Source organism: Lacinutrix sp. Bg11-31 (assembly GCF_002831665.1).
GTDB lineage: Bacteria > Bacteroidota > Bacteroidia > Flavobacteriales > Flavobacteriaceae > Lacinutrix.
In genome coordinates, this window is sequence record NZ_CP025118.1 from 3,506,945 (window position 1) to 3,522,098 (window position 15,154).

Below are 15,154 nucleotides of genomic sequence, written 5' to 3' on the forward strand. Positions count from 1 at the left end.
AATAAAATGAACAATTTAAAATACTTGGTGCTATCTGCACTTTTTGTTACTGTTGGTGTATTTGCACAGCAAGATCAAGAAAAAAAAGAGCCTCAACAAGGGCATGTAAATCAAAATAAATTCAAGCAACTTTACGACGAGTTTTCTACTCCAAACATGTATCGTGCTGCTTCTGGTGCTCCTGGAGTTGCATATTATCAGCAGCAAGCTGACTATGTTATGGACTTAGAACTTGATGATGTTAACGCTAAATTATCTGGTTTCGAAACGATTACTTATACAAATAATTCTCCAGATGTATTAAAATACCTTTGGGTGCAGTTAGATCAAAATATGCGTGCTAGAGATTCTCAAACACCTTTAATCGAGGGAAGTGGAGTTAATCCTGCAGCTCAAATTTCTTCTTATGCAAATGATTATATGGGAGAAGGTTTCGATGGTGGTTTTAATATTCAAGAAGTAAAAGGTGTAAATGGAAAGCCACTACAACACATGATTAATCGTACAATGATGCGTGTTGATATGCCAAAACCACTAGCTTCAGGAGAACAATTTTCATTCTCTATTAAATGGTGGTATAATATTAACGATCATGTTAATGGCAGAGGGCGTTCTGGTTACGAATATTTTAAAGAAGACGATAATAGAGCTTATGTAATGGCGCAATTCTATCCTAGAATGGCTGTTTATAATGATGTAGAAGGATGGCAAAATTCTCAGTTTTGGGGACGCGATGAATTCGCATTACCATTTGGAAACTTTGAAGTAAATATTACAGTTCCTGCAGATCATATTTTAGATGGGACAGGAAAGTTAACAAATAGAAAAGAAGTGTTCTCTAAAGATATGATGAAACGCTACGAAAAAGCGAAGAAATCTTACAACGAGCCAGTTATTGTTGTTACTCAAGACGAAGTAATTGAAAAAATAAAAACAAAGTCTACAAAAACGAATACTTGGAAATTATACGCAGGGAATGTACGAGATTTCGGTTTTGCGACATCTAGACGTTACATTTGGGATATGATGGCTGTAAAAATTGGAAACAAAGATGTTATGGCTGTTTCTATGTACGGAAAAGAAGGAAACCCATTATGGGAAGATTGGTCTACTAAAGCAGTTGCAAGTACATTAAAATCATACTCTCGTATGACTTTCGATTATCCTTATCATAAAGCTATTTCTGTGCATGCAAAACAACAAGGTATGGAGTATCCAATGATTTGCTGGAATTATGGTCGTCCTGATGCAGAAGGAAACTATAGCGATAGAACAAAATTCGGGATGATGTCTGTAATTATCCACGAAGTAGGACATAACTTTTTTCCAATGATTGTAAATAGTGATGAGCGTCAATGGACTTGGATGGACGAAGGTTTAAATACATTTGTACAATACGTTGCAGAGCAAGATTTCGGTAAATGGTATCCAGGAGCCTTGTCAGAAGGGCAATCTGCTTATCCATCACGTCGTGGTCCTGCTAAAAATATCACGCGTTATATGGGAGGAGATCAAGATTTTATTGCTCCAATTATGACAAAGGGATTAAATACATACCAATTTGGAAACAATGCTTACGGTAAGCCAGGAACAGCATTAAATATTCTTCGTGAAACTGTAATGGGACCAGACTTGTTCGATTACGCATTTAGAGAATATGCGCAACGTTGGATGTTTAAACACCCAACTCCAGAGGATTTTTTCCGTACTATGGAAGACGCTTCGGCATTCGATTTAGATTGGTATTGGAGAGGATGGTTCTATACAACAGACTATGTTGATATAGGAATTAAAGATGTTAAAAAATACTACGTTACTACTAAGGCTAATAAAGCTGGTGGAGATTTAGCGAAGCGTTATGGAATGGACGAAAAAGATTTAGTGTATTTTGTAGAAGACGGAAGTGACGAATACACAGCTGGAATGAAAAGCGAAAGCATTTCTGATAAGTCTACGACGTTAAAAGAGTACTTAATGGATAACTTTACTGCTACAGAACGCGCAAAAATGGAAGAGCCTAAGTTTTTCTATAGTGTGACCTTTAACAAGCCTGGAGGGTTAGTAATGCCAATTATAGTAGAATATACTTATGCAGATGGAACAAGTAAAACAGAAACATATCCTGCACAAATTTGGAGACTTAATGATAACGAAGTAAGTAAAGCAATTTCTTCAGCGAAAGAAATTGTTGGAATTACAGTGGATCCAAAATTAGAAACTGCAGATGTTGATACTTCTAATAATACTTGGCCAAGAGAGGTTAAGCAAGGAGATTTTGATAAATTTAAGAATAAAGTAAAAAACTAAATATTAGTTTTTTTTGAGAAAAGGAAGCCTGTTCGTAATGAACAGGCTTTTTTATTGTTAATAATCTAAAATTCTATGCGAATTAAAACATTTTTTTCTTCTCGTTGATTTTCTTACTTTAGCGAACGTTAAAAACTAATCAAATTAAAAACTAATATGGATAAAATGATGATTTACTTGCCAATAGTATTGGCAATATTAGGCCTAATCTACATGGCGATTAAGCAAAAGTGGGTAATGAAACAAGATGCAGGAGATGGTAAAATGAAAGAAATTTCAGATCACATCTACGAAGGAGCTTTGGCTTTCTTAAATGCTGAATATAGATTACTAGCTATTTTTGTAGTAATTGTAAGTGTATTATTAGCAATCGTTTCTTTTATAGTGCCTACAACTCACTGGTTAATAGTAGTCGCATTTATTTGTGGTGCTGTATTTTCTGCTTTTGCAGGAAATTTAGGTATGAAAATAGCAACCAAAACTAATGTAAGAACAACACAAGCAGCAAAGACTAGCTTGCCAAACGCGCTTAAAGTCTCTTTTGGAGGCGGAACTGTTATGGGACTTGGAGTTGCAGGATTAGCGGTTTTAGGTTTAACAATTTTCTTTATATTTTTCTTCCACTATTTTATGGGAGGTGTTTGGACAAATACAATGGACATGACTATCGTTCTTGAAACCTTAGCTGGTTTCTCCTTAGGAGCAGAGTCAATTGCATTATTTGCGCGTGTTGGTGGAGGAATCTATACAAAGGCTGCAGATGTTGGAGCAGATTTAGTAGGTAAAGTAGAAGCAGGTATTCCGGAAGACGATCCAAGAAATCCAGCAACAATTGCGGATAATGTTGGAGATAATGTAGGTGATGTTGCAGGAATGGGAGCCGATTTATTTGGATCTTATGTAGCAACAGTATTAGCTGCAATGGTTCTTGGTAATTATATTATAAAAGATATGGGTGGAAATATTGGTGATGCCTTTGGCGGAATTGGACCAATTTTATTACCAATGTCTATTGCTGGTGTAGGAATTATTATTTCTATTATTGGTACAATGCTAGTAAAAATAACTAGTAATGATGCTAAAGAATCTCAGGTAATGGGAGCTTTAAATAAAGGAAACTGGACATCAATTGTTTTAGTTGCTGTTGCATGTTTTGGTTTATGTAAATGGATGTTGCCAGAAACGATGCAAATGAACTTCTTTGGTGAAGGTTTAATTGAAATCTCATCAATGCGAGTATTCTATGCAACACTTGTTGGTTTAGTAGTTGGAGCAGTTATCTCTGGAATTACAGAATATTATACAGGATTAGGTAAAAAACCAATCTTAAAAATTGTACAACAATCTTCTACAGGAGCAGGAACAAACATTATCGCAGGTCTTGCTACCGGAATGATTTCTACATTCCCATCGGTATTATTATTTGCTGGAGCTATTTGGGCTTCTTATGCTTTTGCCGGATTTTACGGCGTTGCTTTAGCAGCTTCTGCAATGATGGCTACAACAGCTATGCAATTAGCAATTGATGCTTTTGGGCCAATTGCAGACAATGCAGGTGGAATTGCCGAAATGAGCGAACAAGAACCAATTGTAAGAGAACGTACAGATATTTTAGATGCGGTTGGTAATACAACAGCAGCAACAGGAAAAGGATTTGCAATTGCTTCGGCAGCGTTAACATCTTTGGCCTTATTTGCAGCTTATGTAACTTTTACAGGAATCGACGGAATTAACATTTTTAAAGCACCAGTTTTAGCAATGTTATTTGTTGGTGGAATGGTACCAGTTGTGTTTTCTGCTTTAGCAATGAATGCAGTAGGAAAAGCTGCCATGGAAATGGTAGAGGAAGTAAGAAGACAATTTAGAGAGATTCCAGGAATTATGGAAGGTACTGGAAAACCAGAATACGATAAGTGTGTGGCAATTTCAACTAAAGCCTCTTTAAAAGAAATGATGTTACCAGGTTTATTAACTATCGGTTTTCCATTAGTAATCGCATTTGTTCCAATGATTTTTGGAATGGATAATTTAGCTATTGCCGAAATGTTAGGTGGTTATATGGCAGGTGTTACTGTATCTGGTGTGCTTTGGGCAATCTTCCAGAATAATGCTGGTGGAGCATGGGATAATGCAAAAAAATCTTTTGAAGCAGGTGTTATGATTAATGGAAAAATGACCCATAAAGGTTCTGCTGCACATGAGGCTGCAATTACAGGAGATACAGTTGGAGATCCATTTAAAGATACGTCTGGACCATCAATGAACATCTTAATTAAATTAACATGTTTAATTGGTTTAGTAATTGCGCCTATTTTAGGAGGGCATGCTGAAGAAGGTATGGCTAATGTTCAAGAAGTAACTATTGAAAGCGAAATGGTTGTTACAAATAATACTACTGAAGCAACAATTACTTATGCAATGAATGTTAATGGAGAGGAAATCACTAAAGAAGAGTCTTTTAAAGGAACTAAAGCAGAAGTTGAAGCACAATTACTAGCTTTTGAAGCTGCTAATAAATTAGCTACAGGTGAAGATGTAAAAGTGATTAAAAAAATGAACATAAATAAAGGCTAATCTTTATTTAATATATTATTTAAACCTGCTAATTTGATTAGCAGGTTTTTTTGTGTTTAATTTGAAGTTATGAGCTGGTTTAAGAAAGATCCATTACAAATTATAGCATTCCAAAGTTATGGAACAGACACGCATTTCTATTTACGAGGAAGGGCTTTGCAAGACGAATCTATAGATTTAGAGCAAGGTGGTTTTTTTAGATTGTTAATTAATAGTTGGAAACGCATTGAAACCGATGAAGCTAAGCATGTTGGGATTAATATAAAATTACCAAACGGAAGTATTTTAGAAACAGAAAGTGATGCCAAAGGTTATTTTAAAGTAAAAGCTAATTTGCAGGATTTAAAAACTATGGCAAATACTCAAGGTTGGCTAGCCTGTGAAGTCGCTTGTAGTAACCTTAATATAAAACGAGACATTCAACAAAACAATCGGTTTTCTGCTGAAATTTTAATACCATCAACTAAAGCCGAGTTCGGTGTTGCTAGCGATATTGACGATACTATTCTACATACAGGTGTTGTGTCAACCTTAAAATGGAGACTGTTATATAACACGCTTTTTAAATCGGCAAAAATGCGTTTGCCTCTTAAAGGAGCTGCTGAGTTTTACCACTTGTTACATCGTGGAAAATCTGGCGAGAATGCAAACCCAATATTTTATGTAAGCCATAGTCCGTGGAATTTGTATCGCTACTTAGAATTGTTTTTAAAGCAAAACAATTTTCCTAAAGGTCCAATTTTATTGAGAAGCTTTAGTAATATGCTAATGAAAAAGACACCAAATGAAAAACCACAGAAGCAAAAAGAAATTTTAGATTTACTAATAACGTATCCAGATTTACCTTTTATTTTAATAGGTGATAGTGGTGAGCATGATGTGGATATTTATTTAGAAATAACAGAACAATTTCCAGATAGAATTAAAGCTATTTATTTGCGTAGTGTAAAACATAAAAAGAAAATAATACGCGTAAAAGGTTTGCTTGAAAAATATAAAACAACACCAGCTTTGTTAGTAGATAGTAGCGAGCAAGCTATTGCTCATGCTCGTGAGAACGATTTTATTGCTTAAGTTAAATGTTATAATTGTGTGTGTATTGCTTCTTTTAGCTAAAGGAAGGTGGTTTTTTGTTTAACAAAAAAGTGGGTGGTTTTACAAAAAAAGCAAAGCTCTTTTAATATATTCGAGTAAGGCGTTAGCGATAGAAACGGCATCCTTTTTATTTGTCTCTTCGAGCGCAGTCGAGAAGTTGTCAAATAAAAAGATATAGTGGATAGCGCGACCCTTGTGGTAACGCCCAAAATAGTGTTATTGAATTAAAACAGACCGTTAATTTCGGCATCAATTTTATTAAGAATTAATCCTAAGTCTTCTGGATTGTCTACAAAATCAAGGTCATCGACATCGATAATTAGTAATTTACCTTTGTCGTAACCAGTAATCCAAGCTTCGTAACGTTCGTTTAATCTGCTTAAGTAATCAATACTTATCGAGTTTTCATAGTCACGACCACGTTTATGTATTTGTCCTACTAAATTTGGAATAGAGCTACGTAAATAGATTAATAAATCTGGACCTTGCACAAAACTTTCCATAAGTTCGAAAAGTGATGAGTAATTTTCAAAATCGCGATTTGTCATTAATCCCATGGCATGAAGGTTTGGTGCAAAAATGTGCGCATCTTCATAAATGGTACGATCTTGAATGATATCTTTTCCGCTTTCGCGAATTTGACCAACTTGACGAAAGCGACTGTTTAAAAAGTACACTTGTAAATTAAAACTCCAGCGCTCCATCTGGTTGTAAAAATCATCTAAATATGGGTTGTCTACAACGTCTTCTAATTGCGCTTCCCATTTATAATGTTTAGCTAATAGTTTTGTGAGCGTAGTTTTTCCGGCTCCAATGTTTCCTGCAATGGCAACGTGCATATTATTTTAATTTAAGTTGGTAGTGATAAAGCACTTTATCGGTGTAAATATACACGATTTCATTGGTTACAAAAAACTGACTTATTAACAAATTTGTAATGCTAAGAGGTTTAGTTCTTTCTGTATTTTTTGAGATGTAAAATAGTGTATTGTCTTTTTTTAATATGATATTTTCATTACTCTCTTTAATGTTAGTATAACCATTGTTAGGTTTTTTAGAGACTATGCTTCCAAAATAATTGTATTTGTAAATAAATTTTTTGGTTAAGAGCCAGCAGGAATTATAATTGCTGGTTATGTCTAATACGCTGCCTTCTACTGGTAATGTTTTTGTGCGTATGGCTTTTGTTTTGTAATCGTACAATTCTAGTTGCATTAAATCTTGATTAAATACCCAAATAGTACTGTCGCTTCCTGTGGAAATATGTGATACGTTTTTGTATGGTTTGGTTTGGTTAAAATCAATCTTGTAGATTTCGGCTAAGCGATTATCTAAAATTGTAACCGTATTAAAAGCTTTGTAAAAAACATTGATTTTAAGAGGATTAAAGCTATTTGCAGATGTTATTGAGCCTAATTGTACATTGCTATACTTAAGTAGTTTGTTCTCTTGTTTTTTTATAAGTGTATTGTTTAAGGTGAAGAATGTTGTGCCGAAGTTATCTATACCAATAATAGAATCGGCTTTAAATTCAGTTTTACTTGTAAGCTCTACTTTAATGTTTTCTTGAGCAAAAGCTGAAAACGTAAATAATAAAAAAAGGTATTTAAGTTGTTTCATTGAGGAGTGGAAAGTACAAAAATTGAACCACTTATGTTGTGGAAATTTTATTTGTATTAGTTGATGCTATTTGATGTTTTATTTTTTAAGAAATATTTAACATAATCAAGTTAAACATTTTTCGTTTTTAATCGTCTTACAGTAGTTAACTGTAATTTTACAAAACAAATCAAGAAATAATATTATGAAATTAAAAGCACTATTAATCTGTATCACTTTATGCGTAGCATCTTTAACATTTGCGCAAGACGATTTTCAAGGTGTAGCAACTTACATGTCTAAAACAACAATGGATATGGATGGTTTTGGAGGAAAAGATATGACTCCAGAACGTAAAAAAGCTATAAGTGAGAGAATGAAAAGCATGTTAGAAAAAACATATGTTTTAATATTTAACAAATCAGAATCTACTTATAAAGAAGATGAGAAACTAGACGCTCCAGGTTCTGGAGGTGGTTTTAGAGGAATGATGGGTAGTTTTACTGCTGGCCTACAATACAAAAATATTAAAGATGGGCAATTAATTCAAGATCAAGAATTTTTTGGAAAGCAGTTTCTTATTAAAGATGATTTAGAAAAATTAGAGTGGAAAATGACAGGTGAAACCAAGCAAATTGGTAAATACATGGCAATGAAAGCTGTCGCAACAAAAAAAGTTGATGCAATGGATTTCTCTAAAATGAGAAGAAGAGGAAGGGATGATGATAAGAAGAAAGACGAAGCTAAAGCTAAAGGAGATAGAACTGTTAGTACTTTTGGAGAAGGAGAAGCTAAAGAGGGAGGTAAGGAAAACGATTCTTCTGCACTAGCATCGACCGAAGAAAAGTCAACAGATATTATGGATGAAATAGATATTCCAGAAACAGAAGAAGTTGTTGCTTGGTATACAATGCAAATACCAGTAAACAATGGTCCTGGAGATTTTTGGGGATTACCAGGTTTAATTTTAGAAATCAATTCTGGGAGAACTACTATTTTGTGTTCTAAAATTGTTATGAATCCAGCTGAAAAGCAAGAGATTAAAATGCCAACAAAAGGGAAGGAAGTAACTAAAGCTGAATACAACGACATCGTTAAAAAGAAAATGGAAGAAATGAGAGAGATGTATGGAGGAAGAAATCGTGGAGGACATGGTGGAAGACATTAATATTTTTTCACTAAAAACCAACCCAATTTATAAAACTACGATATAACTAATTTTAGTTGCTAAGATCTTTATTAGTAACAAATAAATGTAGTCGTTTAAAAACTATACAAAAACACATGAAACATATTTTTACACTGCTACTTTTAATTGTAGCTAGTACAACTTTTGCCCAAGTTAAATTTGAAGGCGTAGTAAAAGACACAGAAGGAGAGCTTTTAGAGTTTGCTAATGTAATAGCAATAAATTCAGAATCTAAAGTGTTAGAATCTTATGCTGTAACAAATGATGCAGGACGTTATAAACTTAATCTAGGTAAAAATACGACTTACAAAATACAAGTTAGCTACATTGGTTTTACCACATTTGAGCAAGAAATCACAACAAAAGAGGAAGCTATAACTGAAGATTTTAGTTTGGTTATGGATAATAGCCTTGAAGAAGTAGAATTGGTATACGAAATGCCAGTTACTATTAAAGGAGATACTATTATTTATAATGCAGATTCTTTTAAAAATGGAACAGAGCGTAAGCTTGAAGACGTATTAAAAAAGTTGCCTGGAGTAGAAATTAATGCCGATGGGCAAATAGAAGTAGAGGGTAAGGTTGTAAATAAATTAATGGTTGAAGGTAAAGATTTCTTCGATGGAGACTCTAAACTAGCAACTAAAAATATTCCTGCAGATGCTATTGATAAAGTACAAGTTTTAAAGAATTTTTCTAATGTTGGGCAATTAAGTGGTGTACAAAATAATCAAGATAATGTAGCTATTAATATTAAGCTTAAAGAGGGTAAAAAGAACTTTTGGTTTGGTGATATAACTGCTGGAAGTGGGAATTCTGAAGATGAAGGATTATACTTAGCGCAACCTAAGTTGTTTTATTATAGTCCAAATAAAAGCATCAACTTTATTGGAGATTTAAATAATATTGGAGAGTTAGCGTTCTCACGTAGAGATTTTCGTAATTTCAGTGGTGGTTTTAATCCTCCAAGTCAGCAAAGTGGAACTAATATCGATATTGGAGATGGAGGATTAAACTTCTCTAATCTTCAAAATGACAAGGCTAAAGATATAAACACAAAATTTGGAGCAGTCAATTTTAACGTGTCACCAAATAAGGCTTTAGATATTGGAGGTTTTGCAATATTTACTAGTAGTAGAATAGAGCTTCAAGAAAATCAAAATGTAGAATATACAGATGAAGCATTAAATATTCCAGATGAAACCACAGCTAGTAATACAAGACAAAGTAGTGATGCTGGTTTATTAAAATTTAAAGCGAAATATAAGCCAAATGGTAATAATCAATTAGATTATGATGTGTTGGCTAAAGTAACAAAAGAAGAACAACGCCAGAGTTCCTTTTCTTCGGTTATTGGAGATATTGGTCAAGTTGAAAACTCTAAGCCTTTTAGTTTAAATCAAAGTTTAAAATATTACTACACTTTAGATGAAAACAATATTTTTGCTTTTGAAGGCTTGCATGAAATTTCAGACGAAGATCCTTTCTATAATGCTATTTTAGAAGACAAAACAAATTATGGTAATACTGCAGCAGCACTAGGTTTAGACGAAGCGCAATCTAACTATAATGTAGGGCAAGATAAAAGAGTGAAATCTAATCAATTAGATGCAAAACTGGACTATTGGAATGTGCTAACGCCTAAAAGCAATATCAATTTAACTTTAGGAACCATTTTAAGTAAGCAAAATTTTAATACTGATATCTTTCAGTTTTTAGATAATGGTTCTCAGTTTAATACAACTGCAACAATTAATGATGGTTTAGATACTAATGATACAGAGTATAATTTTAGCGATGTTTATTTAGGTGCTCACTATCGTTTTAAAACTGGAATATTCACTTTTACACCAGGTGTTTCTGCACATGCTTACAGTTCTAATAATGCACAATATGGTACCGAAGTTAAAGATAACTTCTTTAGATTGTTGCCAGATTTTAACGTGGTGATCCAGCTTAAAAAAAGCGAGAATATTCAGTTTAACTATCGCATGCAAACCACATTTACGGATGTTACTAATTTAGCACGTGGCTTGGTATTAAATAATTACAACTCGTTATATTCTGGAAATCCAGAGTTAGAAAGTGCAACGGCACATAATATAAGCTTAAATTACTTTAGCTTTAATATGTTTAATTATACTAATGTATTCGGAAGAGTTTCGTATACTAAAAATATTGACGGAATTAGAAACGCATCCTCTTTTCAGCCAGGAAGTGTAGTTAATGTTGGGTCGTCTATAAATTCAGATTTTGCAGACGAAAGTGTGACTGCATTTGGGAGGTTTCAACGTTCGTTTGGAAAATTAAAAGCTTCTGTTAGAGGTAACTTTAATTATTCTAAATACAATCAATTAATTAACGATAACGTATCTACTAACGAGAGCTATTCTCAAACATATAGTGCGGGTTTAAGCTCTAATTTTCGAGACGCTCCAAATTTTGATTTTAGTTACGGTTACACAATTAATGATAACGACCAAGGAGCAACACGATCTAAGTTCTTTACACACTCTCCATCTGTAAGCTTCGATGCCTTAATGCTTAAAAGTTTTACTTTTAAAACAGATTATACGTATAACGATTTTAGAAATGAAGAAACCTCTCTTAATACTTACGAATTCTGGAATGCTTCTTTAGCATATAGAAAAGATGAAGATAGTAAATTTGAATATGAAGTTAAAGCAACAAACTTGCTAGATACAAAATCTCAAAACAATACAAATGCAGGCGCTTTTTCTGTAAGTGCAACAGAATACTTTATACAGCCAAGGTTTTTAACTTTTAGAATTATTTACAGTTTGTAAGTCTTTAATCTGTTAAAATAAAGCGAGTTAGTTTTTAACTCGCTTTTTTTAATAGAAAAAGTTTGTAAGCTTGTAAAACTATAATATATTTGCCATCGGTTTTGGGGAGATACTCAAGCGGCCAACGAGGGCAGACTGTAAATCTGCTGACTACGTCTTCATAGGTTCGAATCCTATTCTCCCCACACAAATTAGAAAAGTCTGTACATAAGTGCAGACTTTTTTTGTTATATAAAATAAGTAAAATTAATTTTTTCGAAGTGTTACTCGTTTAATCAAATTAGCTTTAAGAGCAAAAAAAAGCCTTCTCGTTTAAGAAGGCTTTTTCGTATTATGTAGCTGAAGTTTAAATACCAAATTCAGCTTTTACTTTATCAATATAATCTAACTTTTCCCAAGTAAATAATTCAACATCTAAAGTAATGTCTTTGCCATTAGGCTGAGAAAATGTTTTAGTAACCGTTTCGTTTTTTCTTCCCATATGCCCATAAGCAGCAGTTTCGCTATATATAGGATTACGTAATTTTAAACGAGATTCAATTGCAGCTGGTCTCATGTCAAATACTTTCGAAATTTTATTTGCTATTTCACCATCTGTCATATTAAATGGGCAAGTACCATAAGTGTCTACAAATATTCCCATAGGTTCAACAACACCAATAGCGTAAGAAACTTGTACTAAAATTTCTTCAGCAACACCTGCAGCAACTAAGTTTTTTGCAATATGTCTTGTTGCATAAGCAGCACTTCTATCTACTTTACTTGGGTCTTTTCCAGAAAAAGCACCTCCACCGTGAGCACCTTTTCCACCATAAGTATCTACAATAATTTTACGTCCAGTTAATCCTGTGTCTCCATGTGGTCCACCAATTACAAACTTTCCTGTAGGGTTAATGTGATATTTAATATCATCATTAAATAACGCTTGGATAGCTTCTGGTAGTTTTGCTACTACTCTTGGTATTAATATCTCAACAATATCTTTTCTAATTTTAGCTAGCATAACATCGTCATTACTATCAAAATCATCATGTTGTGTAGAAACTACTATAGCTTCTATACGTTGCGGTGTGTTATCATCGCTGTATTCTATAGTTACTTGACTTTTAGAATCTGGTCTTATGTAAGTAATGTCTTTATTCTCACGACGTAACTCAGCCAATTCAATTAATATTTTGTGAGATAAATCTAAAGCCAAAGGCATGTAGTTTTCTGTCTCGCTAGTTGCATAACCAAACATCATTCCTTGGTCTCCTGCACCTTGCTCTTCTTTTGTTGCACGATCAACGCCACGATTAATATCGTCACTCTGTTCGTGAATAGCACTAAAAACGCCACAAGAATTACCATCGAACATATATTCGCTCTTAGTATAACCAATTTTGTTTATAGTATCTCTTGCAATCTTTTGCACATCTAAATAAGTATTAGATTTTACTTCTCCTGCAAGTACTACTTGTCCTGTAGTAACAAGCGTTTCGCAAGCTACCTTAGATTCGCTATCGAATGCTAAAAAATTGTCTATTAATGCATCACTAATTTGATCTGCAACTTTATCTGGATGTCCTTCAGATACACTTTCTGATGTAAATAAATACGCCATAACTTTTTTTAAATTTTATATATACAGGATTTGACGAAAGCGTCGAAGGAAGTTTACACTGCCTTTAGCATTTTTTATAGAGGTTGCAATCAGTCAAATCCGTCCTCGTAATTAATTTCGACAAAAGTATAAAAAATTATATGGATAGAAATTCCTTTTTACAATTTTATGAAAACTTTATCTTTAAGGATTAAATCTTTAGCCTAGAAAACGGAATAATTATAAGACAATATTTATTTTAAAATAATATTAGTTTTATAAAATAGTAATAGACTGTTTTTGGTGAAATATTTTTTGTTTAAAATTAACTTTAAAGATTTATTTTCTGTTTTATTGTTTTAAAATTAATTATTCAGAAAAATATTCTTTTTAACTTGTTTAATTAGATTTTTTTTCACAATATTTGTACTCACAAAGTTCAAACACTTACTGAAATGTTATCAAGAAAGGTGGAGAGATAGACTCGCTGAAGCCTTAGCAACCCTTAGACTTACTAAGAAGGTGCTAAATTCTACTTAATTTTCGATTCATTTATCGAAGTTGGATAGATAACTAAAATCTAATTACTCATCTGTAATTAGTATTTCTTTTTAACATTTTTCTAATATGTATGCCTCATAATGAGGCTTATTTGACTTTTGAATTAATTTATTTAACTCGAAAAACTTAGAAAAATGAGTACACAAAAATTTGCAACACAAGCATTACACGCAGGACACGACACAAGTAAAACAGGAGGAACTAGAGCGGTTCCTATTTATCAAACATCATCTTATGTTTTTGATGATTCAGATGACGCAGCAGGACGATTTAATCTCTCTGTTCCAGGCTTTATTTACACACGTTTAAACAACCCAACAAACGATATTTTAGAACAGCGTATCGCAGCACTAGAAGGCGGTATTGCGGCAGTTGCAACTGCGTCAGGTACAGCAGCAATTTCTACAACATTATTAACCTTGTTAAAAGCAGGCGACCATATTGTGGCATCCAGTAGTTTGTATGGCGGAACGTATAATTTATTAAGTGTAACGCTACCAAGACATGGTATTACTACAACATTTGTAGATCCTTCAGATTCAGAAAATTTTGGCAAAGCAGCACAAGAAAATACAAGAGCTATTTTTGTAGAGTCTTTAGGGAATCCAAAATTAGATGTTTTAGACTTAGAGGCTATTTCTAAAGAAGCAAAAGCTGTAAAAGTGCCATTAATTGTAGATAATACAGTGGCAACACCATATTTATTAAACCCAATTGCGCATGGAGCAAACATTGTAATTCATTCTTTAACCAAATATATTAATGGTAATGGAACATCGCTTGGTGGTATAATTATAGATGCTGGAACATTTGATTGGACTAATGGGAAATTCCCGGAGTTTACAGAACCATCTGCTGGTTACCATGGTTTAGTTTATAGCGAAGCTATTGGTGCGGCTGCATTTATTGTTAAAGTTAGAATAGAAGGTTTAAGAGATTACGGTGGAGCATTAAGTCCGTTTAACGCTTTTCAAATTATTCAAGGATTGGAAACATTGGAATTAAGAATTTTAAAGCACTCTCAAAATGCTTTAGAGCTAGCTAAATGGTTACAAGAACAACCAGAAGTAACTTGGGTAAATTATCCAGGATTACAGACTAGTAAATATAATAGTTTAGCTAAAAAGTACTTGCCAAAAGGACAAAGTGGTGTGGTTACTTTTGGAGTTGATGGCGGTTTTGAATCGGCTAAAAAAATAGCAGATACCACAAAATTATTCTCGCTATTAGCCAATATTGGTGATACAAAATCTTTGATTATTCATCCTGCAAGTACAACGCATCAACAATTAAGTGATGAAGCGCAAAAACTAACAGGAGTGACTAAAGACTTGATTAGACTGTCTGTAGGAATTGAAAATATAGAAGATTTAAAAGCCGATTTAAAAGAAGCTTTTATAGTCGTTAAAAAAACAGTTTTAGCTTAAGACGTTATCTTAA

9 protein-coding genes, 1 tRNA gene and 1 riboswitch are annotated in these 15,154 nt (G+C 33.3%); of the genes, 7 read left to right on the forward strand and 3 right to left on the reverse strand.

The annotated features are described in order from the left end of the window. Window positions 1-6 precede the first annotated feature (6 nt). From CW733_RS15675 to CW733_RS15685, 3 genes are all read left to right on the forward strand, one after another. Entirely contained in the window at window positions 7-2,307 is a 2,301-nt protein-coding gene (locus tag CW733_RS15675) for a M1 family metallopeptidase (protein WP_100998362.1), read from the forward strand. 156 nt (window positions 2,308-2,463) lie between these two features. Continuing rightward, window positions 2,464-4,881 carry a sodium-translocating pyrophosphatase gene (locus CW733_RS15680; protein WP_100998364.1) on the forward strand — a complete coding sequence of 806 codons (2,418 nt, stop codon included), beginning with the start codon at window positions 2,464-2,466 and terminating at the stop codon, window positions 4,879-4,881. Window positions 4,882-4,950: 69 nt separating this feature from the next. After that, on the forward strand, window positions 4,951-5,955 hold the full coding sequence (locus CW733_RS15685) for an App1 family protein (RefSeq protein WP_100998366.1): 1,005 nt from the start codon (window positions 4,951-4,953) through the stop codon (window positions 5,953-5,955). A gap of 245 nt (window positions 5,956-6,200) precedes the next feature. On the opposite strand, the gene CW733_RS15690 is transcribed toward CW733_RS15685, so the two are convergent. Then, window positions 6,201-6,815 carry a deoxynucleoside kinase gene (locus CW733_RS15690; protein WP_100998368.1) on the reverse strand — a complete coding sequence of 205 codons (615 nt, stop codon included), beginning with the start codon at window positions 6,813-6,815 and terminating at the stop codon, window positions 6,201-6,203. Between the two features lies 1 nt (window position 6,816). Then, window positions 6,817-7,596: a hypothetical protein gene (locus tag CW733_RS15695; RefSeq protein ID WP_100998370.1), complete on the reverse strand. Its 780-nt coding sequence runs from the start codon at window positions 7,594-7,596 to the stop codon at window positions 6,817-6,819. Between the two features lie 184 nt (window positions 7,597-7,780). Here CW733_RS15695 and CW733_RS15700 point away from each other — a divergent pair, with 184 nt between their 5' ends. The 3 genes from CW733_RS15700 (at window position 7,781) to CW733_RS15710 (ending at window position 11,756) form a co-directional block, all read left to right on the forward strand. Beyond that, on the forward strand, window positions 7,781-8,743 hold the full coding sequence (locus CW733_RS15700; protein WP_100998372.1) for a GLPGLI family protein: 963 nt from the start codon (window positions 7,781-7,783) through the stop codon (window positions 8,741-8,743). Window positions 8,744-8,859: 116 nt separating this feature from the next. After that, a complete protein-coding gene (locus tag CW733_RS15705; RefSeq protein ID WP_100998895.1) occupies window positions 8,860-11,571 on the forward strand; it encodes a carboxypeptidase regulatory-like domain-containing protein in 2,712 nt (903 codons plus the stop codon). Window positions 11,572-11,674: 103 nt separating this feature from the next. Beyond that, window positions 11,675-11,756 (forward strand) — tRNA-Tyr (locus CW733_RS15710). 161 nt (window positions 11,757-11,917) lie between these two features. Here the strand turns inward: CW733_RS15710 and metK are convergent. Further along, a complete protein-coding gene (metK, locus tag CW733_RS15715; RefSeq protein WP_100998374.1) occupies window positions 11,918-13,174 on the reverse strand; it encodes a methionine adenosyltransferase in 1,257 nt (418 codons plus the stop codon). Window positions 13,175-13,608: 434 nt separating this feature from the next. Next, window positions 13,609-13,729: riboswitch (SAM riboswitch) on the forward strand. Between the two features lie 119 nt (window positions 13,730-13,848). Between metK and CW733_RS15720 the strand changes: the two genes are divergently transcribed. Then, window positions 13,849-15,141, forward strand: a complete 1,293-nt coding sequence (locus tag CW733_RS15720; protein WP_100998376.1) for an O-acetylhomoserine aminocarboxypropyltransferase/cysteine synthase family protein — start codon at window positions 13,849-13,851, stop codon at window positions 15,139-15,141. Window positions 15,142-15,154: the final 13 nt, after the last annotated feature.